Genomic DNA, 19,686 nt, shown 5'->3' with positions numbered 1-19,686 from the left:
AGAGGTGGTACCTATGAACAAAGCAGACCGTATTAAACGAATGAAAACACCAGAAATTGATCCAAAGTATGAAGGACGAGTGCCTCCGGGGCAAGTAGTGACAGAGCGCTTTCCTATTTTACATGAAGGGGACGTGCCGGAGTATAACTTAGAGGAGTGGACGCTTCGTGTGTTTGGATTGGTAGACAAAGAAGTAACCCTTTCATATCAAGATATAATGGATATGCCGCAAACGACGGTGAAGTGCGATATTCACTGCGTAACGAGATGGACAAGGCTTGATAATGAATTTACGGGCGTATTGTTTACAGACTTTTTAAAAGCAATTGGCGTGGAGTTAAAAAGTAAATATATCATGCTGCACGGAGACAATGACTATACTTCAAACATTGAAGTAGAAGATTTGCTGAGAGACGATATTCTTCTTGCTCATTCCTTTAACGGAGAGCCGCTTACACCTAAGCATGGATATCCGCTGCGATTGGTTGTTCCGCACTTGTACTTTTGGAAAAGTGTTAAATGGCTTCGAGGCTTTGAAGTCATTGATGAAAATCATCCTGGCTTTTGGGAGCAAAACGGCTTTCATCTTAGAGGAGATCCATTTAAAGAAGAGCGTTTTTCTGGAGAAGATTTAGGTATTCCAGAAGATGAGTGGGTACATAAAGACTATGATTAATAAAAATGCCTATGCGTATGCATAGGCATTTTGTCAGCGCTGGCGGTTTAGTTCCCACACAACGTGGCGAAGTTCAGGCAAAATCAGCTTGATCATAGCTAGACGAACAGCACCGCTTGATCCTGGTGTAGAAAAAACGGCTTTTTCGTTAATCGTCCCGGCAATTGCCCGGCTCATAATCGCTGCGCTGCCAATGTCTTCCGTGTAGCTCAGCATGCGAAACAGCTCGCCAAACCCGACAATTTCTTTATGAATCAGCGCTTGAACAGCTTCAATCGTGACGTCTCGTTTTGTAATGCCGGTTCCGCCGTTTGTAAGGACAACGTCAATGTCATCAGCACTGCAGCCGGCAAGTATCGCTTGTTGAATCGACGTTTGGTCGTCTTTTACAATTTCATAGGAAGCGACCTGCATCTCGTGTTCTTTTAGAAGTTGGATCATCAGCGCGCCGCTTTTATCGGTTTCTTTTGTACGTGTATCGGATACCGTAATGACTTTGCAGCGAACGGGCTGAGTTGCTTTGGATTTATGTTCATGTACGCTCATTATGTACCTCCTTTACGCTTCCGTACGCTTGTAGTCACCGTTTTTGCCGCCTGATTTTTCAAGCAGATATGTTTCGCCGATAATCATGCCTTTATCAATGGCTTTGCACATATCATAAACGGTTAATGCGCAGGCAGAAGCGGCAGTTAAAGCTTCCATTTCAACGCCCGTTGAGCCTTCCGTTTTAACAGTTGCTTCTATTAATAAACGGTACTCGTTATTGCTTGTATCCCAGTCAAATGAAAGGTTTACGCCTTTTAATAAAAGAGGGTGACACATCGGAATAATGTCAGACGTGCGTTTTGCTGCCATAATCCCTGCTACTTGTGCGACAGCAAGCACATCGCCTTTTCCGATTTTATGTTCTACAATGGCTTCGTGAATTTCTTTGTTAACGAGTATGCTTGAACGAGCTGTTGCAACGCGGCGAGTGATAGATTTTTCGCTAATATCGACCATATTGGCACGGCCTTGGTCATTAAAATGTGTAAAAGAAGACATCGGTGTTTTCATCCTTTTTCAGTAAATTTTGTTGTATGATAGAAATAGTGAGATATGCTATGATTTTACACCATAGCGTAAAAAGTGAACAGACATAAAGGAAGTGAAGAATGTATGTTAGAAAGCAGAACACCTATTTCAATTCCTGAAGCAATTGAAAAAGTTATGACATATAAAAGAAAAGGCAGCATCGAACGCGTATCGATCACCGAAAGCTACGGGCGCTATTTAGGAGAAGATATTATTGCCGACCAAAACGTGCCTCATTTTAATAAATCGCTTTATGACGGCTTTGCGGTTCGAGCACAAGACTGCGTAGAAGTATCAAATGAACATTCTGTAGAGTTCGAAGTTGTAGGTGAAATCGGCGCCGGCTCTGTTTTTGAAGAAGAAGTAAAGCCGTTTCAAGCAGTGCGCATTATGACAGGAGCGCAAGTGCCTCATTCATGTGATGCGGTTGTGATGCTTGAAGTGACGAAGTCGTATGAAAAAGAAGGCAAAACGTATATGGCGTTAAGCAGGCCTGCTTCAAAGTGGGAACACATTGCGTTAAAAGGAGAAGAAACAAAAAAAGGAGACGTGCTCGTTTCAAAAGGAACGCGCATCAATCCGGGCGTCACCGCTTTTTTAGCTACGTTTGGCTATGCGGATGTAGCCGTGGTGAAGCAGCCGATTGTTGGCGTGTTAACAACAGGAAGCGAACTGCTTGATGTGAACGAGCCGCTAGAACCAGGGAAAATCCGCAACAGCAACTCTTATATGGCACTTGCACAAATCGTAAGAAGCGGGGGAATTCCGAAATATTTAGGGAAGCTTGAAGATGATTTTGACCGCTGCTATGAAGCGGTAGAAAAAGCGCTTGAAGAAGTGGATATTTTACTGACAACCGGCGGAGTATCCGTTGGCGACTATGATTATTTACCGGCTATTTATGAAAAGCTTGGCGCCAATGTGCTGTTTAACAAAATTGCGATGCGACCGGGAAGCGTCACAACAGTCGCAGAACGAAACGGACAGCTGCTGTTTGGATTATCAGGAAACCCATCTGCTTGCTATGTCGGGTTTGAACTGTTTGTACGTCCGATTGTTCGCAGCTTTTTACATTCACCGGCGCCTCATTTACATAAAACAAAAGCGGTGTTAAACGGCCGTTTTAAAGAGCCTAACGCATTCACAAGAATGGTGCGAGGAGAAATTACAGACGAAGGGGGAAGGCTCTTAGTAACGCCTGTTGGCATGGACAAGTCGGGTGCTATTTCATCTTTAGCTGCGGCGAACGGCTTGATTGTTCTTCCGGGTGGAGAGCATGGATACGATAGGGGAATAGAAGTGGATGTGCTGCATCTTGAAAAAGAAGGTACAAGTTCGCTTTGGGTATAAAAGCAGAAGTCTGCTTATTGCTTGTCCTTTTTTTCAATAAGAATTTGAAGCAGTTCTGTAATTCGATCTAATTTGCTTTCAATGCGCACGAGTAAGTAAAAAGATAGCGCAACTGGAAAGCCTAATTCTTTAATATAACTAACCAAGTTTTCTATAATTGCATACCTCCTTCAATTAGAAGATACACTATAATATGTGATTTCTAAGTATTTGTTCACAGGACATACATCCATTTTTAAGACAAAAGTCCTTAAGAAATAAGAAAAAGCAGCCTCGGCATTGGCAAGCGAGGCTGCTTTTTATAAGGGTTCATTCACACGTATTCAAGTATGAACGATTATTGGAATTAAACTATAACATATTTTAAAATATAAATAATACTTTTGATGTGTTCTAACATATGAATAAGAGGTGCACTTTTAATTCATCGATTTAATTGGTCCTCCTAATGAAAAACCAACTAAATGAAGGATGTATAAAAAGCTGCATATTCTATAAAAGTGACTTTTTCAGAACTCTTACTTCCCTAAGGGTTCTCTTTTTTGCTGTGTGCCTAAGAGAATGGTTGTGTACACAGTTTATATTTTAATCCTGAGATAAATAAATCCAGTTGATTTCATCAAATTCTTCAATACTATAATTTGAACCTATATTCTTTAACATTTTATTGAAGAATTTTAGATTAACTTCATGATCATACAAATCTTCTTGAATGTATTCCTTAATAATAAAGTTTGTTAAATTTGTATTATTAACAAAGTCTGAAAAGAACGATGTTATAAGGTCTGAATCTTCTTCGTTTAATTTTTCATCATTAATGATCGAAATCCTAAAAACGTTTAAAATCGCGTCAATATCTTCTGCATCCATATAACATAATGGATCTAGTTTTTTATCTTCTTCTGTAAATGGATTTCGAGTGTCTTCAATAACTACATAAGAAATAATTCTTCCATTTCTTGATACATGGAAGATTTCTAAATCACGCAATTTTAAAATTCTATGAAGCGATATCATAAGTTCCTCCTGCTAACATGTTGATGTACGATATTTTTATAAATTAGATATTGTTAAATCTGTAGTATTCAGTTTACAGTAAAATAGTCTTGTGTGGTATTAATTAACACATATATAAACATATACTTTGTTAAGGAGGAGTAGATAAAATGTATTATTTAGAACCAAAAGATTATGATAAGATACATAACATTTTAAAAGCATCATTTAAGACTCCTACATTTGCTTTTTCTGTCGTTAATCATGTTATTGAAGGATCTGTGTATGTAAATGATCGTATGAGGCCAACGTCAGGATTTCTTAGAATACCTGCAGGTGACTATTATGTATTTGGTAAAGGAAATGATGGGGTGTTTAATAAATCTCTCTATCGTTACTTCGTTGAGAATGTTTATGGTAAGGAAAAACGTTTTACTGTTTTTACTCCATCGACCGACTGGGAGGCTTTTTTTGACGAGACTTTCGAACCGTACGTAAAGAAAATGATGCGTTCTAAGTATAGATTTGTTGCTTCAAAAGTTCCTTCTAAGTATAATCTTCCCGATCTTTATGAGTTAAAAGATTTTAACTCCGACGCTTTAAGAAAAAGTAAGAATTTGAATGAATCATATATAGTGGATTACTGGGGATCAGAAAGTCATTTTCTGAAAAATGGATTAGGCGTTTGTGTTATCCATAAAGAAAATATTGTCGCTGAATGTGTGTCGATCTTTCATAGTGGAACAATAGCTGAAATCGATATTGTGACTAATCCTAGCTATAGAGGACGGGGACTGGGAAAGATAGTAGGTCAAGAGTTTATAAAAAAGTGTTTAGAAAAGAACGTTATGCCTGCTTGGGATTGCGATAATAATAATGAAGCGTCAAAAGTATTAGCTAGTAAACTTGGATTTTCTAATGAAGAGAGTTACGCTCTATATGTATTAAAATGAAAAGCCCTAGAAATATGGTTTTTTTCTTTGTACCAACAACATATTTTAAGTTAACTAAGTCTAATTATGATAGGTATGTTACAATGTAATTATAAGGAAGAAGAGGTGGATATAGGGATGTTGACGGCAGTAGTTGTAACTGTTTCAATTTTATCTTTAGCTTGGATTGTAGGGAAAAAAGAGCAGCCGAGGAAACAATGATTAGAAGAAAAAGCATCTGAGGTGGTATATATGCAAAGACAGCAAGGCATTACTGTCCTTTTATTAATGTTAGGAATGGCAGCTATTTCTTTAGGGATGGCTTTGAAAAATGTATTTGAGTACTCTCCTACGGTGGGATGGCTTTTAGGAACCGCAATATTAATAGGTAATTCTATTTATACAGGTGTACAAATTAAAAAGAAAAGTCATACATAATTAATTTCAAAAGTGCTTGGATAAACATTATCCAAGCACTTTTTTAGCTTATTACATTACAGTAACTACTCGTGTATAGGCTATATCTAAAGTACACGAATCTATTAATAAATATAATTTATATTTAAATTTCTTCTTTTTTCATTGCTCTCGCATTAATAATTCTGTTCTTATGCGTTTCTCCCCAGTCTTTCATAAGTAAAATGATTGGTTCGAGAGATCTTCCGAATTCGGTTAGGGAGTACTCTACTTTTGGGGGGATTTCTTTATAGATTTCACGGTGAACAATCCCGTCTTTTTCTAACTCTTTTAATTGAAGGTTTTGAGAGGACATAAGTGAATATAGAAGAAACGTTGGAGCTTCTCTTTTAAGTTTAATTCCATAATTACTTCTTGTTAGGTTTTAATCGTATTTGAAAAGGGTATAGTATCCTTTAGTCAAGCTGCTAGAATAATTGTCGCAAACGTTTGCAATCAATATAGATACACTGTTCTAAAAACAGCTGTCCACCCCAAAACAAAGGGAAGAACATCCAATTTTGACATGCAGGAACGCAAAGCGTAGAATCTTTCTAACAGATAAACAAATTACTATTTCAAGAGGCTTAAAATTTAGGTTGATTTTATATAAGGGAGCGTACATATTTGAAAAATCAGTTTGCTCAATTAATACAGAATAATGAAAGCGTTCATATTTACTACAACATTGACGATATGAAAAGTTACTTAGACAATCTTGTGTCTTATATTGTTTCGGGTATTGAACAGAAGAGACATACTTTAGTTATAGAAAGTGAAAGATTAATTCCATTAATTTTTGAAAAATTAGAGGGAATTCTAACTAAAGATCAATTAACCTATATACATACTATTAATAATTTTGATTATTACTGTTCAAGTGGAAGTTTTCAGCCTGCCATAATCTTTGAACACCTTTCTAGACACTTAGATCCTTTCTATAAAAACAATACATCTTTTCAAATATGGGCTCATGTAGAATGGGGACAGCAAGAAGGAATTATACCTATTCTAGAAGAGTTTGAAAATGAAGCCGATAAATTAGTAAATAAAGGCGGATTGTATTTAGTATGCGCTTATGATGAAGAGAGAGTACCAGAAGTTCTTAAGCTCGCTTTAATGAAATGCCATCCATACGTAATTTTAGAAAATAAAATTGCGCCATCCCATTTATATGTAATGACAGATGCAGTGTAATTGCTATTTTGGTTGGGATTTGCTCATAAAAACACAGGTGAATAGAGAACCAATAAAGAGCCTTATACTTTAAGGCTCTTTATTGGTTGTTTTCGAAAGTTATTATGTTAACTAAAATTGCATTTTGAATAGCTTGTTTAAGTTTGTGAAAACTTATGAACAGAAGAAAAAAGCCTGCATAACTGTGCATGAAATGTCGGATAGGTCTATTCAAATCCTGCTATTCTGATAATAAGGGAGGTCATATAAATGGATTTGCTTAGAAATATGAATAGAGCTTTAGACTATATTGAGGAGAATTTAACCAATGATATCGATTTTAGAGAAGTAGCAAGACTGGCTCTTTGCTCTGAGTATCACTTTAAAAGAATGTTTTCTTTTCTTGCAGGTATTACTTTATCAGAATATATTCGCCGAAGACGACTTACACTTGCAGCATTTGAACTTAAAGATAGTAACATCAAAGTCATTGATGTTGCGATCAAGTACAATTACAGCTCACCAGATTCGTTTACAAGAGCTTTTCAAAATTTGCATGGTATAACTCCTTCCGAAGCTAAAAAGAGCGGCAGTTCACTTAAAGCATTTCCAAAAATGACCTTTCAGTTATCAATTAAAGGGGGAAATGAGATGAATTATCGCATTGAGGGAAAAGAGGCCTTTCATATAGTCGGTATTAAAGAAAGAGTTCCAATAATCTTTCATGGAGTCAATCCAAAGATTGCTGCTATGTGGGAAAGCTTGAACGATGAAACAATACGTGAATTAAAAGAACTTTCTAATGTTACACCATTAGGTTTGCTTAGTGCATCTGTGAACTTTTCTGAAGGGAGAATGGAGGAAAAAGGGCAGCTGGACCATTATATCGGTGTAGCCACAACTAAGGATTGTCCCGATCATTTAGTACAACTTGAAGTGCCAGCTGGAACATGGGCTGTATTCGAAGCAGTCGGACCATTTCCTGACACATTACAAGGTGTATGGGGACGAATTTATTCAGAATGGTTTCCGGCCTCAACTTATGAACAAGTAGAAGGACCGGAAATCTTATGGAATGAACATAAAAATGTAACGTCGCCAACCTTTAAAAGTGAAATATGGATACCCGTGTTAAAAAAGTAATGATGACTCCGTAATGGAGAGCAAAGGTAGATCGCAAATGTGATCTACCTTTGCTACTTTATAGCTTTCTATCAACTACATTACGTTGACTAAATAAATATGTACCGTCCTTACATAAAAAGCAGAAAAAGCTCCCTATTTCCGTAGGGAGCTTTTCTGCTAGGAGAATTATTTCTCACATAGTCGATACGTTGCGGTATCTTGAGTAGTTTAAGCAAACACTGGAATATTATTCGCTTTTTAACTTACAGCTTTTAATTTTAATCTTGCTTTAGAGTTCAAGCTCCATAAACTAAGTAATACGGTCATTAACCCAAGTATGACACTCTGTATGATGTCATACTTAAACTATATGTTTGGAAGTAACGTGTGTTGAGTATTCATCAACGCCTGTTGAGATTTTTTCAACTTTTCATGTAGGAACAAGCACTTCTGTTGATGAGTTCTCATAAGATGTTTCAAAATCAAGTATAAGAAAGAGAGTGAAAACAAATGTACTATTGTGTTAATTGCTGCAGATTGCAAAATGAACATCTTATTAAGAGTAAGTTATTTGAAAATGGAGTCTATATAGATCCATTTGTAGGAGAGAAAATCCCTTTAGGTATGTGTGCACATAGATGCAACCATGAGTCATGCGAGCCATGTAAAAAAGAAAAAATTATTAAAAAGATTGTGCCAAAGGAATTATCTAAATTAAAGAAGGCAATAGAGTATTTACCTGCTCATCGTCATGGTTCAGAAAAAGTTCCATTTTCACAATAAATAGCGGAATGCCGCGTTCAGTTCCCTTAATAAAACTCAGTTTTTATTCCGTAAGTTGATTCATCACTAGTTGTACAGCTATTGCATCGTCTAAATAACCGATTGGAAAGACGTAGTCTGGAATAATATCGGTAGGCAAAATAAAATACAATAGCGCACTTCCCAATATAGAGCGCTTGGCGGCTGAGGTTTCTTCGCTACAATATTCAAGATACATTTGCTTTAATTGGTCGATGAAAGTACCAACGCTTCCTACTTGCTCTATTTTGGATTGAAAGTTATTTATGATCATGCTGTGTCCTTCGTCTGTCTGTGCATATTGCTTATATTTTGTTAGTTCTTGTTTTACACGTTCAATCGTAAAGTTGGTATCTGCTATATTAAAAGATTTAAGTATTTCTTGAATTTTATCGATGGAGTAATGAATGCCTGTTTCTAGTTCATTTTCTGTATGGTTTGAAGCAGCTTCAGCAGGATCAATCAATGCTTCAAGAGGCGTATTTAAATAGTGTGCAAATTGCTTTAAATGATGTAGATTTGCTTGCTGCTTTCCATTTATAATCCGTGAAATAGTTGCCGTATCAATCCCCGTAAGTGAGCTTAGTTTCCGCATAGATAAAGCATTTTCCTTTAATAAAGACCGTAATAACAGACCAAGGCTTTGTTCATTTTGGATGTTAGACATTGCGATTCACCTCTTTATATTTTTCAACGCGCAGTAATCATTTTATTGAAGGTTTATCAACAATATATGCAACAAGTAAGCAAATTTCCTCAATATTATCATCAAAAGGAGAATACAAAATGGAATGGTTATTCATTTTAGGTTTTGCCCTATCATCAAGTATAGATAACTTTGGTGTAGGAATATCTTATGGAGTACGAAAAATCAGGATCAAATGGCTTTCGAATTTACTAATAGCAGCTATTTGTTTCCTCTTTAGCATGGTGGGAATTATGTTTGGCAGGTGGATTTCAACAATCTTACCGGGAGTGTTCCATGTTATTGTAGCCGTCGTATTATTAACGCTAATTGGAATTCGAATTATTTTATTAGTTGGTTCCCAAAAAAATAATGGAATTGATGAACTAGATAGTAGTGGTCAAGAAAACGTACGATATATTGGCTGGGTTGAAAGCAGTGTGCTAGGTGTTGCACTTTCAGCCAATGCACTTACAAACGGTCTAGGAGCGGGTTTACTTGGTTTATCACCTTTAGCTATTTCGCTTACATCAGCATTTGGTAGTTTTATAACGGTATGGCTAGGAGTAATGGTGGGGCAAAAAGCAGCAAATGTTCAAATCGGCAGCTTTACATTAGGTCAATGCGGAACGTTGATAAGCGGGATTACGATTTTAATTGTAGCTTTTACTCAAATATTTTAAAAGAAGACACGCCATTTAAAGCAAGTGGCGTCTCTTCCTTATGTTTTAAGTTAGTACATTATGTTGATCAAGTTCGTATATCGTATACATCTTGTCTTTATATTTAATATGAATTTTTAATTAAAATCTCTATTCCTTAAAATGAAGTTTTTACGTATCAGGTCTGTTTCATCCTCTGTAACTTCCGGATAGTACCTAGATAAGACATTAGCTAGACTTTCTTTTTTAGGTACGTGTAAAAAACGTGAATATACTTCCGTACCATTTGGTAACTCCTCTTCTTCACATAAGAGGAAGGCATCTAAACTCTCAATAAATTGGAACTTTACAGTCTGATCATAAACGTTGGTATAGCTGTCTTCACATTCTTTTGCTTTTTTTTCTGCAATTTCATAGGCTTGATCAAATGATGGAGCGTTAATTAATAAAATGCTTTCTTCAAATATCTGATGTTCTTCGTAGTTTTCATCAATGTTTTCTGGATTAGGTTTATCCACCATGAAGTACTGATAAAGAACCTTTACTCCATACCAGTGGCTATCTAATTTTCCGGTTTTATTCGTTTTCATACCAACTCTCCATTCTTAACTAAAGGAACCATAATTATTAATTTTATCATCGTATTCCTTATTGTCCTTCTTGCTTATATAACTGAGTTTGTATATCGTGTTCATCCACTAAACTATGATAAAATGGAAATATAATCAAGGTATTTCTATATATTAGGGGGATGTAAAGTGGAATATATTGATCAAATAACAAATGCTGCAGTGAATGGGAAAAGCGAAGAGATAAGAGTTTTATTAAATAAAGAGCCATCTTTACTTAACGCTTTTAATTCAGATGGATGGACGCCTTTACATTTAGCTTGTTATTTTGGACAAGTGGATAGCACTAAGTTATTGTTGTCGCTAGGGGCGGATATTCATATTAAGGCTAAAAATTCGAATGAAAACCTGCCTCTTCATGCAGCAGTAGCAAATCAGCAAATTCAAGCTGTAGACTTGTTGCTTACAAAAGGCGCAGATGTAAATGCAAAACAAAGCGGTGGATGGACTAGCCTTCATGAGGCCTCGTTGCTAGGAGATGAAAATATGATTAAACTTCTCATCGAAAAAGGTGCAGATATCGATATACAAAAAGATGATGGTAAAACACCTTTAGAGGTTGCAGTAGAGAAAAAACAAGACGGCGCAGTTCATTTACTTACTCAGTATTTAAATCATAAAGCTTAATATAGAGTAGGAGATTTTATGTTAATGAAATTAGCGGAAGTTTACATGAAGGAGAGGGAACGCCTATTATCATTTGGTTTCGTCACTTGCCACAAATAAGCATGGACTTTTCTGAATGGACACCTTTTATCCAGAATACGTGGTATCGAAAACACTATATGAAGTTTGTATATTTGCTTCAGATTATTATTCTATCAATACCTTATTTCTTTGGAGCAGGCTTTACTCACATCAATCTCTTTTATCTTATTATAATGGGTATGATTGTCTTTGCTATTCATGAATGTCTGCACGTTTTAGTCGTATATAAAAAAGGTGATGTGAGCTTGACATTTAGCGGAATATTTTTCTGGCTCAATACAAATGCAACTCTATCTAAAACGAGATATTGGATCTTTATGAGCTTGCCTTTTCTTGTATTATCGATAGTTCCTGCTATTACGTCGTTCTATGTATCAGGAAACATTAGATCCATCCTATTATTTGTATGTTGGATAAATACATTCATTTCTGGCTCAGATATCTATAACTCATTTTTAATTGCTATTAAACCGAAGAACTCGTTTTTTTGCAGAGGTTATTACCAAGTAAAGTAGTAGGACAGGGGTCTAGTTGTACTAATACCTAAAAAAGGAGCACTTATAGTAATTAGATGCTCTTTTTGTGCTGGTAATCCGTTTTATACTAGTCAGTTTCGGATAATCTCCGTTCCAACAGTATTCTAAAACTATGTTAAAATGTAATTATAAGGAATAAGAGGTGGATATAGTTATGGTGACTGCACTAGTAGTAACGATTTCTATATTAGCGTTAGCTTGGAGTGCTGGACAAAGAGAACAGAGGGAGTAACTATATGTATTATTTGTATATAGAATCGAGATGATTGGGTAAATGAGCAAAAGAAATGTTTTAGTCAAGTTGATGTTCTTTTTAGGATCATTTTCTATTATAATCTTTGGGTTTATTTTAAAACAGGGATTAACAGGGGTGCTTTTATCTGCTGCCTGTATTATATCCGCAGGGTTTTTAATGAAAACTGGAGTTACAAAAAGAAGGGGAAACTAACATAGCTTAGCTTCTCCTTCTTTTTGATAAGTGAAATAATTATAATTATGTTAAAATATAACTATATTTATTTTTTTGGTGGTGAAATAGATGGATAATCGAAGCTTGGGATTATTTTTAGTTGGTATAGGAACAGTCTTTTTGATTTTAGCTTTAACATTACATATAGCTGGATTATTATATGGTGTTATTTTAGGAAGCAGCATATTATTAAATGTTTCAGGGGCAGGTATACTTATGAAGTTTATAGCTGATGAAAAACTGGCTAATTTGTAGAGATCTTATAAAGTAAGATCTCTTTGTTATGAATCTTACGCTAGAATGTATTTATTAGAAATGTTTGGGGGGTATCCTGTTTTGGAAATGAACTTTTTTTGGTTAGCGTTAGGATTAGCTGCCCTTGGTTATTTTATAGGCGATGGTTTAAAAAATTTTAGTAAACCTCAAAGGAAATCAAAATATCCTTATTTGATTAAAGAAAAAGATCTACACTATCACTTTCATTTGAGTAAGGGTGAAATTGAAGAACTGTTAACTAAATATCCTGGAGCTCCAAAAATAGAGCTGAAAGGGACTACATATTATCCGTATCATCAATTCGTTGACTGGCTGTCGTCTAATGAAATCTATAAGGTGTAAAGGAGGAGAAGCATTTAGTCTTTAAAGACTAGATGCTTCTTTTTTTGAGGATTGGATTTTAATGCCATCGTCACTAGAAATAAACGTATGTCATCGTTAGCTAGGTTATCTTTGTCTGGAATCGTTGTGGTATATTACATAAACTTTCAATTTTAGGTAATAATATTTACGAAAATACAGTTTGAGGAGACAATTCATGCGTAAGTATAAAAGAAAATTGATCATTTCTTTAAGCGTGCTAATCTTTCCATGGTTAACTGCGCCTTTTATAGGAACAAAATCATTTGTCCGCTTTTTGCCTGTAGCTACTTTCGCTAACTTATTCATCATTGTGTTTACCGTCATTGCTAATCAGAAAAAATGGTTTAGAAACAACAATCCTTTATTTCCTAAAGCACCTATAGATTTTACTTATATTTTAGGTCCGCACTTAATAGGAACGCTTTGGATATTTAAGCTAACGTACGGCTCTTTTCTAAAATACATACTTGCCAATACGGTGTTAGACTGGTTTAATATTTTCCCTTTTGGCGGTGCTTTGAAAAAAGTGGGCATCTTTAAAATGAAAAAGATGTCGCCAAGCATGTACTGGGGGATGACTACGGTTTTAGCCGTTGTTTTATATGGATATCAGTACATTGTGGAAAAAGTAATTAGGCAAACCAATGATTCTCAGTCAAGATTACAAGTGCTTAAAGCAACTATCCAAAAAGGATCTTCCAATAGCTGAAGATCTTTTTTTATTTATTTTTAACACTTTATCCGTCTGTTGTTTATTCTGAATATTCAAGTTTATTTTCATATAGAGTGCTATACTAGATATTAACAAAATTAGAAAGGGAGGAAGAAGTATGTTTAATCAATATCCTATTGGAAAATTTACCGTGAAGGAAAATATTCAGAAAGAAGATATTCAAGGTTGGATTCATGACATTGGAGATGCACCAAAGCAATTAGCTTATGCTGTAGAAGGGCTGACAAACGAGCAGTTAGCTACGCCTTATCGAGAAGGCGGTTGGAAATTAAGTCAAGTTGTCCATCATTTAGCTGACTCACATATGAATGCTTATACTCGTTTTAAATTAGGCTTAACAGAGCAAGCACCTACTATTAAGGCCTATGATGAAGTAGCTTGGTCCACTCTGCCTGATAATGATTTACCGATAGAAGTTTCTCTTCAACTTTTTTCAGCTTTACATAAGCGTCTTCATAAAGTTTTAAACTCACTTGATGAAAAAGATTTGAAGAAAATGATCCACCATCCTGAAAATGGGGAAGTGACGATTGAGCAATTAATAGCCACTTACGCTTGGCATGGAAAGCATCATATTGCTCATATTACCACATTAAGAAATCAAAGAGGATGGTAGAATGGCATTTAACATATGTTAGAACCAAAAAAGCTCTTTTTAAGAGCTTTTTTGGTTCTAATAAATGAAATTATGCTAATTGAAGAGTATACAGCTTAAAAACAGGAAAACTCCCTCAATCCCTCAAACCGTTAAGGAAGTTATCTCTAATCCTGAATAGTGATTCATTCATCCTGCATCTCGCTATTGTATTGTACGATGGTGACTTATTTTTATAAGCCATCAGATCTAACTTTTGAAACACCTAAGGCAAGGTTTTTCCACAAAGTTTGTTCAACCATTTCGGCATCCACCGTACGACAATCCACAATGAGTATGACTTCTGAATGTTTGCCACGCAGAAGTCGTTGATTTTTCCTGATTACTTTAAATATAAATAGTTTAATTCCCAATCCTAAGCTAAATCCGATAAAAGCACTAATAATTCCCCAATAAATAGGGCCCCAGCTTAGTTTAAAGCCAATGCTTGCACCAATGACGGAAAAGGCTGTGGCTAAAGCCATTCCTAAATCAATAAGAGAAACTCCATCTGCTCGATGAAGGCTATCAAAAATCCGGCGATTTTCTGTTCGATTATTAAGAGGAACAATAAATATATCCCTTTTCTTTATCCCTTTTCTCTCTAGCTCCGAAACAGCTAACTCTATGTAACTGGAGTATTCAAATGTAGAAAAGATCTGCATGTTTTCACTCCACCTTTTTTCCTTTCACAATACAAAAGCTTGGATGTTGATACGTTTTCTCGAAGAAGTTTTTTTGCTCTCTTTCCACAAGTTTATTGTTCTCAACAGTATTCATGTAGGAATCAAAAGTAGCAAAACCATATAGGGAAGGGAAAAATAACAGCCATTCTTTATTTAAAGCGGAAGTAGCCTGTTTTATTTCTCCTAAAAATAGCAGAGAAATCCCTTCAAGTAGATGGGAATAATAAAAGAAAATGACTGCCCAAATGATAACAAAGAAAGCACCAATGATCCGATGAATATAAAGTTGTCCTAGACCTGGCATCAAAAAGGACCAGGCAACGGACAAGATGGGATTCCGTTTATCTAAATAGTTTATTTCCATGGCTCCTATACTAAAGGAGTTGAACCGATGATTTTCTCTTTCAGCTAACACATATATTTTATTTAAATCAACGGTTGTTCGGTAACTATCCCATATAGCAAAAATATAAACGGGAATATAAATAAGAAGCCATCTTGTATTAAGCACGTCTTTGGCCATATCAATGTTTCCTTGAAAAGAATAAATCATTGCTAAATTTACATGAGATTTAAGGTTTATGACGACCTCCCATATAAATAACACAAAGCCGCGAAGGTATTTAGACAGTAGCAAGTGTCCAAACCCAGGAAAAGCTGCTGACCACCAAGCAACAATATAGGGGTTTCTTAAATGAATTTGAGTCGTTCCAAATATACTGACATGAGCAATATAGCGTCTTGCAGTATTGTCATTTTTATAATTATTCATATACGATCTCCTATGATTGGAAGAAAATACACTTTTATACCTATCATTCATATTTAATATGGTCTTGTTTACTTATTTTATGCAATATCCATTGATATACACTTAATCTTTGTCAAAATGGAGAACTCGTTGATAAGAAAAAGCTCTTTATTTTTCGATAGAGAGCTTTTTTACATGTTGTTTCTAACAATTGGTATCATGTTAATAAAGAGATGGTTAGATGCTTCACGGCGTCTTGATTCGTTTGTTCAAGATATAGAAATATATTCAACTTTATGGCATTGGACATATTGGGTTGCTTTCAAATAGTCAGGTTAACGCGTACATAAAAGAAGGGCTGAATGGCGAGGGACAAAATACAAACTAATTATTTTTCAGGTGGACAAGGCAGGCTCGCCTTTTATATATTGGGGATTAGACCGTTTGCCTTTGTGTTTCACCAGTATGGACCTGATGAAACACACCCGAAGTCACAGTATCTCCCCCGTCGAAATAGAGTAGACTGCTAAAAGTACCTCGGTTAATTGAGGTACTTTTATAGGTTCTTATACAAAGAGTCCGTGATTAAAAACTGCTTAAAGTGTTTTTTTAATCGCGCATTGCGCCTGCTTCTCGAGAAGTCATTGCACCTTGCCCTTCATTTATGTCTCTTTGGATTTCTTGTTTTACTTTTTGAGCATTTGTTGCAGAAGCTGCTGATTTTTCAGTAAAGCCCGCATTTTCTTTAGCCGGTTGATTTTGCTGCATATAATCTCTCCTTCTTTTTTTATTCGTACAAAAAGGAAGAATGGAGATCCATTCTTCCTTCAGCCATCAGTTATAAAGTTGTCTTAGAAGCGTCCGCCGCCAAGTTGTTGCTGAGCTAATTGCACAAGACGTTTTGTGATTTCGCCGCCTACTGATCCGTTTGCACGTGCAGTTGTATCAGCACCAAGGTTTACACCAAATTCGCTAGCGATTTCATATTTCATTTGATCGATTGCTTGTTCAGCACCGTATACTAATAATTCGTTGTTGTTGCTGCTTTTGTTGTTTGCCATGTTGTGTCACCTCCTTGTTTTCCTTAAGTTTCCTAGAGGCCAAGAAGTATATACATGGTAATTTGTGGATGTTTAGACCTTATCATTTAATGATACTAAAGAGTAGAAACAAGTTACGCTGTGAAAAATGGAATTACATGTTTCATTTCCTTGTGAAGAAAACTATACGCTTGCCATGTGTAGGAGAAAGAATGACAGTTCATTTGTCATTCTTTTTTCATGTTCATGAGTATACTAATTGAATGACAAAGGACTAACTCTTTAAAGAATTAGTCTTTGGATTAATAAAAATGATTGCTTTTTATAGCTATTTTAAGAAGTGTGTTTAGTTATTCTTCCTCTGTAAATTCAGTTATGACGTTTTAGTTTCCCCATTTCGTAAAACAATTAAGCATGTTGTACATATCTCTTAGCAACAAGTATCTAATTAATTCTGGGGAAATAAAAATATAACTTAACCTTCCACTTATTTTATCTTCAAATTTTCAAACAATAGGGCTAGGAGGTGTTTTTATGCCAAAGAAAGACTTTAAAGACGTTGATAATTCAGGAATTGCAGAAAGAGTTGATTATAACAACTATAAAAATAAAGATAGCAATAATGACCCTACGCTTAACCGTATTGTCGAAGAAGACGGACGTGCTCTTGACCCAAGGGAATCCTTAGAAAATTTCTTTACTGACCTTGAAGGCGAAGAGCCACAAGAAATTACAACGTAATAAAAAAAGTAGAAAACGGCGGATCTTTTTTTAGCGAAAAGACCTATGAAACGTAGCTATTTTTATTAGAGGATCTGCTGTAAACGAGTTAACATGATTTAAAAAAATGAGGGCTATTAATAGAGGTGAAGTTAATGTCGCATACGGAAACTGAACGAACAACGTATATGTATGATCCTTTCACTATACAAGGTCTTGAAATGAATATACCTAAAGAAAACGAAGGCAGCCAACCGCTAATAAATCGTTCAGGACTGAGTACCTCTACGTTCAAAACAAATATGAATAGAGAACATTTTGAACGTTATATTTATTAGCAGGAATATTCTGCAGCGTTTTATTTTATAAAAAAGATCCTTCTATTTTATATGTTAGAAGGATCTTTCCACTAAATATTCTCATTTCAGTATAGTAATCAATTGCTCGTGCCTAAGGTATTGAAAAATTCACCTTGGTTTTAGGTGTGGATAGGTAATAAAAGCGGTTAGTGTTTTTTTATATATACTGTCTGTACATCCATTGTAGAAAGGATTTCACGAAATGCAGAAGCAAACCTTACTTTTTAATTTAGACGATACGCTTGTTCACTGTAATAAATATTTTAGAGACACAATAAATGCTTTTGTGGCTCAATTGCAGGAATGGTTTGAGAAGCTGACTAAGGAAGAAATAAAACAAAAGCAGTTAGAGATAGATTTAAAAAGTATCGAAAAGTATGGCCTTCACTCTTCCCGTTTTCCAGAATCATTAGTAGCTACTTATTTATTTTTTAGTGAACAAAATCATCAAGATATTCATGAAGATAGAGTCGAAAGAGTCAAAAAAATTGGCCAAAGTGTATTTGAAGTACCGATAGAGCCTCTGCCAAATATGTATGAAGTATTAGATAAGCTTAAAGAACAAGGACATAATCTCTACTTACACACAGGTGGAGACGAGGAAAACCAAGGTAGAAAAATTGTTCAGCTAGAGCTAGCTAAATACTTTGAAAAAAGGGTATTTATTTCTGAACAAAAAGATACACCTGCATTAAAAGAAATACTAAACCAAATTAAGTACGATCCAAAAAAAACTTGGATGATTGGCAATTCATTAAAAACCGATATAAGACCGGCAGTAGAGGTTGGAATACATGCGATTCACGTACCTTCTGAACTGGAGTGGAGCTATAACCAAGTTGAAATTGATATTGCGCCAAAAGGTAAATTAATAACCGTTCATTCACTGCTGGAAGTTCCAGAAATCATCCAAAAGCACGCTCAAGAAATGGTTGTGTCCACCTAAGGTCATATGTAAACACAATATACAGAAACAGCTAACCGTTGATTAAACCTTACTCAACAGTGGGCAGATAAAGTTATTATGTTTTTTCTAATCAACTCACATACTATACAGAGGAGGTGACTGATATGGGAGGTCAATCCAAAGAATCAGAAAAAATGATATGTGAAGATCATAATTCTCCAGTTGATGAAAGAAGCTACGATTTATACGAAGCGACGCGTAATTCACTTTTACGTAATGAATTAGACGATAAAAACAAAACCATTTTAAATAATATTGATAACGGAGCGATGGATGTTAATCTTGAGGAATAATGGGCATTAAAAAACCTTTTATTTCTTAGTATCATAGCTATGTTACTAAGGATACACATTTTTTCTCTTAGTAAAAAAGACCCTAACTATTTAGGGTCTTTTTTAGGTATTTGTCCAAACATTCTATGGTTGTTTCACATACAGTAATAGGAGTCTACTAACAGAAAGGAGAAGATTTTTAATATGAGAAACAACTATCCTTATCAGCACTCTAATTACGGTGGTTATCACGGCGCTATGTATCCTCAGCAAGGTAACTGTGGTTATCCTCAAGCTAAACCTTGTGGTCAATTGCCTCCTCAAACCATGCCTGCTCAGTATGACCCAGTTAAACAAAATACATCTTTTACTGGTCAAGATGTGTTTGTGCCAGTGGTGCATCCGAGTCATACTACAAATGTTTATCAAAAAAATTATAAATATATGCACTCATTCCCGCATACAGAATCCGTTGTATGTCAGGAAACGCACCAACATTTTTGTGCTCCAAGCTGTCCTCCTAGACCTCGTCTTTGGTGCTGATAGCCAAAAAAGCTCCTTCATTTTAACAATGAAGGGTTTTTACTATGTGAAACTTAGGATGTTA

Annotated in this window: 29 protein-coding genes and 2 pseudogenes; 20 read left to right on the top strand and 11 right to left on the bottom strand. The window is 35.4% G+C overall.

What is annotated here, in order from left to right:
* Positions 1-13 precede the first annotated feature (13 nt).
* Entirely contained in the window at positions 14-676 is a 663-nt protein-coding gene (locus LJY09_RS18690) for a sulfite oxidase-like oxidoreductase (protein ID WP_221781157.1), read from the top strand.
* A 33-nt stretch (positions 677-709) separates the two neighbouring features.
* Here LJY09_RS18690 and LJY09_RS18685 read toward each other — a convergent pair whose 3' ends face one another.
* Positions 710-1,222, bottom strand: a complete 513-nt coding sequence (locus tag LJY09_RS18685; protein ID WP_221816647.1) for a MogA/MoaB family molybdenum cofactor biosynthesis protein — start codon at positions 1,220-1,222, stop codon at positions 710-712.
* Between the two features lie 12 nt (positions 1,223-1,234).
* Positions 1,235-1,723, bottom strand: coding sequence for a cyclic pyranopterin monophosphate synthase MoaC (moaC, locus tag LJY09_RS18680; RefSeq protein ID WP_028414923.1), 489 nt, complete (start codon positions 1,721-1,723; stop codon positions 1,235-1,237).
* A gap of 114 nt (positions 1,724-1,837) precedes the next feature.
* Here moaC and glp point away from each other — a divergent pair, with 114 nt between their 5' ends.
* Positions 1,838-3,103 (top strand): molybdopterin molybdotransferase MoeA, encoded by a 1,266-nt coding sequence (gene glp, locus LJY09_RS18675; protein WP_098999656.1) that lies wholly within the window; start codon positions 1,838-1,840, stop codon positions 3,101-3,103.
* Positions 3,104-3,117: 14 nt separating this feature from the next.
* On the opposite strand, the gene LJY09_RS18670 is transcribed toward glp, so the two are convergent.
* Both LJY09_RS18670 and LJY09_RS18665 read right to left on the bottom strand, forming a co-directional pair.
* Complete coding sequence (locus LJY09_RS18670; RefSeq protein WP_014458777.1) at positions 3,118-3,249, bottom strand: YvrJ family protein; 132 nt, start codon at positions 3,247-3,249, stop codon at positions 3,118-3,120.
* 439 nt (positions 3,250-3,688) lie between these two features.
* Complete coding sequence (locus tag LJY09_RS18665) at positions 3,689-4,120, bottom strand: hypothetical protein (protein WP_028414921.1); 432 nt, start codon at positions 4,118-4,120, stop codon at positions 3,689-3,691.
* Positions 4,121-4,269: 149 nt separating this feature from the next.
* Here LJY09_RS18665 and LJY09_RS18660 point away from each other — a divergent pair, with 149 nt between their 5' ends.
* Positions 4,270-5,052: a GNAT family N-acetyltransferase gene (locus tag LJY09_RS18660; protein WP_098113624.1), complete on the top strand. Its 783-nt coding sequence runs from the start codon at positions 4,270-4,272 to the stop codon at positions 5,050-5,052.
* A 231-nt stretch (positions 5,053-5,283) separates the two neighbouring features.
* Positions 5,284-5,469 carry a hypothetical protein gene (locus tag LJY09_RS18655; RefSeq protein WP_028414919.1) on the top strand — a complete coding sequence of 62 codons (186 nt, stop codon included), beginning with the start codon at positions 5,284-5,286 and terminating at the stop codon, positions 5,467-5,469.
* 124 nt (positions 5,470-5,593) lie between these two features.
* Here the strand turns inward: LJY09_RS18655 and LJY09_RS18650 are convergent.
* Positions 5,594-5,788: pseudogene (locus LJY09_RS18650) on the bottom strand (winged helix-turn-helix transcriptional regulator); the annotation flags it as partial.
* A 326-nt stretch (positions 5,789-6,114) separates the two neighbouring features.
* On the opposite strand from LJY09_RS18650, the gene LJY09_RS18645 reads away from it, so the two are divergent.
* The 3 genes from LJY09_RS18645 (at position 6,115) to LJY09_RS27850 (ending at position 8,571) form a co-directional block, all read left to right on the top strand.
* The gene (locus LJY09_RS18645; RefSeq protein ID WP_028414918.1) at positions 6,115-6,684 is read left to right on the top strand and encodes an MEDS domain-containing protein; all 570 of its coding nucleotides are present in this window, start codon (positions 6,115-6,117) and stop codon (positions 6,682-6,684) included.
* A 249-nt stretch (positions 6,685-6,933) separates the two neighbouring features.
* Positions 6,934-7,806, top strand: a complete 873-nt coding sequence (locus tag LJY09_RS18640; protein ID WP_099331226.1) for an AraC family transcriptional regulator — start codon at positions 6,934-6,936, stop codon at positions 7,804-7,806.
* Positions 7,807-8,298: 492 nt separating this feature from the next.
* The gene (locus LJY09_RS27850; RefSeq protein ID WP_049165968.1) at positions 8,299-8,571 is read left to right on the top strand and encodes a DUF3973 domain-containing protein; all 273 of its coding nucleotides are present in this window, start codon (positions 8,299-8,301) and stop codon (positions 8,569-8,571) included.
* A 43-nt stretch (positions 8,572-8,614) separates the two neighbouring features.
* On the opposite strand, the gene LJY09_RS18635 is transcribed toward LJY09_RS27850, so the two are convergent.
* Positions 8,615-9,256 carry a DUF1232 domain-containing protein gene (locus LJY09_RS18635; protein ID WP_028414916.1) on the bottom strand — a complete coding sequence of 214 codons (642 nt, stop codon included), beginning with the start codon at positions 9,254-9,256 and terminating at the stop codon, positions 8,615-8,617.
* Positions 9,257-9,375: 119 nt separating this feature from the next.
* Between LJY09_RS18635 and LJY09_RS18630 the strand changes: the two genes are divergently transcribed.
* Positions 9,376-9,957 (top strand): manganese efflux pump, encoded by a 582-nt coding sequence (locus LJY09_RS18630; protein ID WP_028414915.1) that lies wholly within the window; start codon positions 9,376-9,378, stop codon positions 9,955-9,957.
* 116 nt (positions 9,958-10,073) lie between these two features.
* Here LJY09_RS18630 and LJY09_RS18625 read toward each other — a convergent pair whose 3' ends face one another.
* Positions 10,074-10,526, bottom strand: coding sequence for a DUF4288 domain-containing protein (locus LJY09_RS18625; protein WP_098112445.1), 453 nt, complete (start codon positions 10,524-10,526; stop codon positions 10,074-10,076).
* A gap of 168 nt (positions 10,527-10,694) precedes the next feature.
* Here LJY09_RS18625 and LJY09_RS18620 point away from each other — a divergent pair, with 168 nt between their 5' ends.
* From LJY09_RS18620 to LJY09_RS18595, 6 genes are all read left to right on the top strand, one after another.
* Positions 10,695-11,192 (top strand): ankyrin repeat domain-containing protein, encoded by a 498-nt coding sequence (locus tag LJY09_RS18620; RefSeq protein WP_098999658.1) that lies wholly within the window; start codon positions 10,695-10,697, stop codon positions 11,190-11,192.
* A 101-nt stretch (positions 11,193-11,293) separates the two neighbouring features.
* The gene (locus tag LJY09_RS18615) at positions 11,294-11,788 is read left to right on the top strand and encodes a DUF3267 domain-containing protein (protein WP_098112507.1); all 495 of its coding nucleotides are present in this window, start codon (positions 11,294-11,296) and stop codon (positions 11,786-11,788) included.
* A gap of 559 nt (positions 11,789-12,347) precedes the next feature.
* Positions 12,348-12,533 carry a hypothetical protein gene (locus LJY09_RS18610; protein WP_028414911.1) on the top strand — a complete coding sequence of 62 codons (186 nt, stop codon included), beginning with the start codon at positions 12,348-12,350 and terminating at the stop codon, positions 12,531-12,533.
* 81 nt (positions 12,534-12,614) lie between these two features.
* Positions 12,615-12,896: a hypothetical protein gene (locus LJY09_RS18605; protein WP_025749994.1), complete on the top strand. Its 282-nt coding sequence runs from the start codon at positions 12,615-12,617 to the stop codon at positions 12,894-12,896.
* A gap of 196 nt (positions 12,897-13,092) precedes the next feature.
* On the top strand, positions 13,093-13,626 hold the full coding sequence (locus LJY09_RS18600; protein ID WP_051418594.1) for a hypothetical protein: 534 nt from the start codon (positions 13,093-13,095) through the stop codon (positions 13,624-13,626).
* A gap of 121 nt (positions 13,627-13,747) precedes the next feature.
* Positions 13,748-14,266: a YfiT family bacillithiol transferase gene (locus tag LJY09_RS18595; RefSeq protein WP_014458796.1), complete on the top strand. Its 519-nt coding sequence runs from the start codon at positions 13,748-13,750 to the stop codon at positions 14,264-14,266.
* Between the two features lie 212 nt (positions 14,267-14,478).
* Here LJY09_RS18595 and LJY09_RS18590 read toward each other — a convergent pair whose 3' ends face one another.
* Together LJY09_RS18590 and LJY09_RS18585 are read right to left on the bottom strand one after the other, a co-directional pair.
* Positions 14,479-14,949 (bottom strand): hypothetical protein, encoded by a 471-nt coding sequence (locus LJY09_RS18590; RefSeq protein WP_028414910.1) that lies wholly within the window; start codon positions 14,947-14,949, stop codon positions 14,479-14,481.
* Positions 14,950-14,953: 4 nt separating this feature from the next.
* Positions 14,954-15,742, bottom strand: a complete 789-nt coding sequence (locus LJY09_RS18585; protein ID WP_028414909.1) for a hypothetical protein — start codon at positions 15,740-15,742, stop codon at positions 14,954-14,956.
* A 265-nt stretch (positions 15,743-16,007) separates the two neighbouring features.
* Between LJY09_RS18585 and LJY09_RS18580 the strand changes: the two are divergent.
* Positions 16,008-16,109, top strand: a pseudogene (locus LJY09_RS18580) (esterase); the annotation flags it as partial.
* A 221-nt stretch (positions 16,110-16,330) separates the two neighbouring features.
* Here the strand turns inward: LJY09_RS18580 and LJY09_RS18575 are convergent.
* Together LJY09_RS18575 and LJY09_RS18570 are read right to left on the bottom strand one after the other, a co-directional pair.
* The gene (locus LJY09_RS18575; protein WP_165636196.1) at positions 16,331-16,489 is read right to left on the bottom strand and encodes a hypothetical protein; all 159 of its coding nucleotides are present in this window, start codon (positions 16,487-16,489) and stop codon (positions 16,331-16,333) included.
* Between the two features lie 83 nt (positions 16,490-16,572).
* Positions 16,573-16,782 carry an alpha/beta-type small acid-soluble spore protein gene (locus tag LJY09_RS18570; protein ID WP_047750082.1) on the bottom strand — a complete coding sequence of 70 codons (210 nt, stop codon included), beginning with the start codon at positions 16,780-16,782 and terminating at the stop codon, positions 16,573-16,575.
* Between the two features lie 513 nt (positions 16,783-17,295).
* Here LJY09_RS18570 and LJY09_RS18565 point away from each other — a divergent pair.
* The 5 genes from LJY09_RS18565 to LJY09_RS18545 all read left to right on the top strand — a co-directional run bounded on the left by LJY09_RS18565 (position 17,296) and on the right by LJY09_RS18545 (position 19,622).
* The gene (locus tag LJY09_RS18565; RefSeq protein WP_028414907.1) at positions 17,296-17,502 is read left to right on the top strand and encodes a hypothetical protein; all 207 of its coding nucleotides are present in this window, start codon (positions 17,296-17,298) and stop codon (positions 17,500-17,502) included.
* Between the two features lie 134 nt (positions 17,503-17,636).
* Entirely contained in the window at positions 17,637-17,819 is a 183-nt protein-coding gene (locus LJY09_RS18560; protein ID WP_028414906.1) for a hypothetical protein, read from the top strand.
* Positions 17,820-18,042: 223 nt separating this feature from the next.
* Positions 18,043-18,786 carry an HAD family hydrolase gene (locus LJY09_RS18555; RefSeq protein WP_098999660.1) on the top strand — a complete coding sequence of 248 codons (744 nt, stop codon included), beginning with the start codon at positions 18,043-18,045 and terminating at the stop codon, positions 18,784-18,786.
* 125 nt (positions 18,787-18,911) lie between these two features.
* Positions 18,912-19,100, top strand: coding sequence for a hypothetical protein (locus LJY09_RS18550; protein WP_028414904.1), 189 nt, complete (start codon positions 18,912-18,914; stop codon positions 19,098-19,100).
* A gap of 183 nt (positions 19,101-19,283) precedes the next feature.
* Positions 19,284-19,622 carry a CotD family spore coat protein gene (locus LJY09_RS18545; protein WP_098999661.1) on the top strand — a complete coding sequence of 113 codons (339 nt, stop codon included), beginning with the start codon at positions 19,284-19,286 and terminating at the stop codon, positions 19,620-19,622.
* Positions 19,623-19,686: the final 64 nt, after the last annotated feature.

The sequence above is a fragment of the Priestia sp. J2 genome, assembly GCF_020790095.1.
GTDB lineage: Bacteria > Bacillota > Bacilli > Bacillales > Bacillaceae_H > Priestia > Priestia zanthoxyli.
Note: the sequence above shows the minus strand (reverse complement) of the source record. Positions and strands in the feature narration are given on the sequence as shown.

What these genes read in the sequence shown, in the direction of transcription:
- LJY09_RS18690 (WP_221781157.1), top strand. Translation starts at nt 14, where the DNA reads ATGAACAAAGCAGACCGTATTAAACGAATGAAAACACCAGAAATTGAT.
- LJY09_RS18640 (WP_099331226.1), top strand. Translation starts at nt 6,934, where the DNA reads ATGGATTTGCTTAGAAATATGAATAGAGCTTTAGACTATATTGAGGAG.
- LJY09_RS18600 (WP_051418594.1), top strand. Translation starts at nt 13,093, where the DNA reads ATGCGTAAGTATAAAAGAAAATTGATCATTTCTTTAAGCGTGCTAATC.
- LJY09_RS18660 (WP_098113624.1), top strand. Translation starts at nt 4,270, where the DNA reads ATGTATTATTTAGAACCAAAAGATTATGATAAGATACATAACATTTTA.
- LJY09_RS18615 (WP_098112507.1), top strand. Translation starts at nt 11,294, where the DNA reads ATGGACTTTTCTGAATGGACACCTTTTATCCAGAATACGTGGTATCGA.
- LJY09_RS18560 (WP_028414906.1), top strand. Translation starts at nt 17,637, where the DNA reads ATGTCGCATACGGAAACTGAACGAACAACGTATATGTATGATCCTTTC.
- LJY09_RS18665 (WP_028414921.1), bottom strand. Translation starts at nt 4,120, where the DNA reads ATGATATCGCTTCATAGAATTTTAAAATTGCGTGATTTAGAAATCTTC.
- LJY09_RS18590 (WP_028414910.1), bottom strand. Translation starts at nt 14,949, where the DNA reads ATGCAGATCTTTTCTACATTTGAATACTCCAGTTACATAGAGTTAGCT.
- LJY09_RS18635 (WP_028414916.1), bottom strand. Translation starts at nt 9,256, where the DNA reads ATGTCTAACATCCAAAATGAACAAAGCCTTGGTCTGTTATTACGGTCT.
- LJY09_RS18545 (WP_098999661.1), top strand. Translation starts at nt 19,284, where the DNA reads ATGAGAAACAACTATCCTTATCAGCACTCTAATTACGGTGGTTATCAC.
- LJY09_RS18630 (WP_028414915.1), top strand. Translation starts at nt 9,376, where the DNA reads ATGGAATGGTTATTCATTTTAGGTTTTGCCCTATCATCAAGTATAGAT.
- glp (WP_098999656.1), top strand. Translation starts at nt 1,838, where the DNA reads ATGTTAGAAAGCAGAACACCTATTTCAATTCCTGAAGCAATTGAAAAA.
- LJY09_RS18570 (WP_047750082.1), bottom strand. Translation starts at nt 16,782, where the DNA reads ATGGCAAACAACAAAAGCAGCAACAACAACGAATTATTAGTATACGGT.
- LJY09_RS18555 (WP_098999660.1), top strand. Translation starts at nt 18,043, where the DNA reads ATGCAGAAGCAAACCTTACTTTTTAATTTAGACGATACGCTTGTTCAC.
- LJY09_RS18550 (WP_028414904.1), top strand. Translation starts at nt 18,912, where the DNA reads ATGGGAGGTCAATCCAAAGAATCAGAAAAAATGATATGTGAAGATCAT.
- LJY09_RS27850 (WP_049165968.1), top strand. Translation starts at nt 8,299, where the DNA reads ATGTACTATTGTGTTAATTGCTGCAGATTGCAAAATGAACATCTTATT.
- LJY09_RS18575 (WP_165636196.1), bottom strand. Translation starts at nt 16,489, where the DNA reads ATGCAGCAAAATCAACCGGCTAAAGAAAATGCGGGCTTTACTGAAAAA.
- LJY09_RS18585 (WP_028414909.1), bottom strand. Translation starts at nt 15,742, where the DNA reads ATGAATAATTATAAAAATGACAATACTGCAAGACGCTATATTGCTCAT.
- LJY09_RS18655 (WP_028414919.1), top strand. Translation starts at nt 5,284, where the DNA reads ATGCAAAGACAGCAAGGCATTACTGTCCTTTTATTAATGTTAGGAATG.
- LJY09_RS18625 (WP_098112445.1), bottom strand. Translation starts at nt 10,526, where the DNA reads ATGAAAACGAATAAAACCGGAAAATTAGATAGCCACTGGTATGGAGTA.
- LJY09_RS18565 (WP_028414907.1), top strand. Translation starts at nt 17,296, where the DNA reads ATGCCAAAGAAAGACTTTAAAGACGTTGATAATTCAGGAATTGCAGAA.
- LJY09_RS18595 (WP_014458796.1), top strand. Translation starts at nt 13,748, where the DNA reads ATGTTTAATCAATATCCTATTGGAAAATTTACCGTGAAGGAAAATATT.
- moaC (WP_028414923.1), bottom strand. Translation starts at nt 1,723, where the DNA reads ATGTCTTCTTTTACACATTTTAATGACCAAGGCCGTGCCAATATGGTC.
- LJY09_RS18685 (WP_221816647.1), bottom strand. Translation starts at nt 1,222, where the DNA reads ATGAGCGTACATGAACATAAATCCAAAGCAACTCAGCCCGTTCGCTGC.
- LJY09_RS18610 (WP_028414911.1), top strand. Translation starts at nt 12,348, where the DNA reads ATGGATAATCGAAGCTTGGGATTATTTTTAGTTGGTATAGGAACAGTC.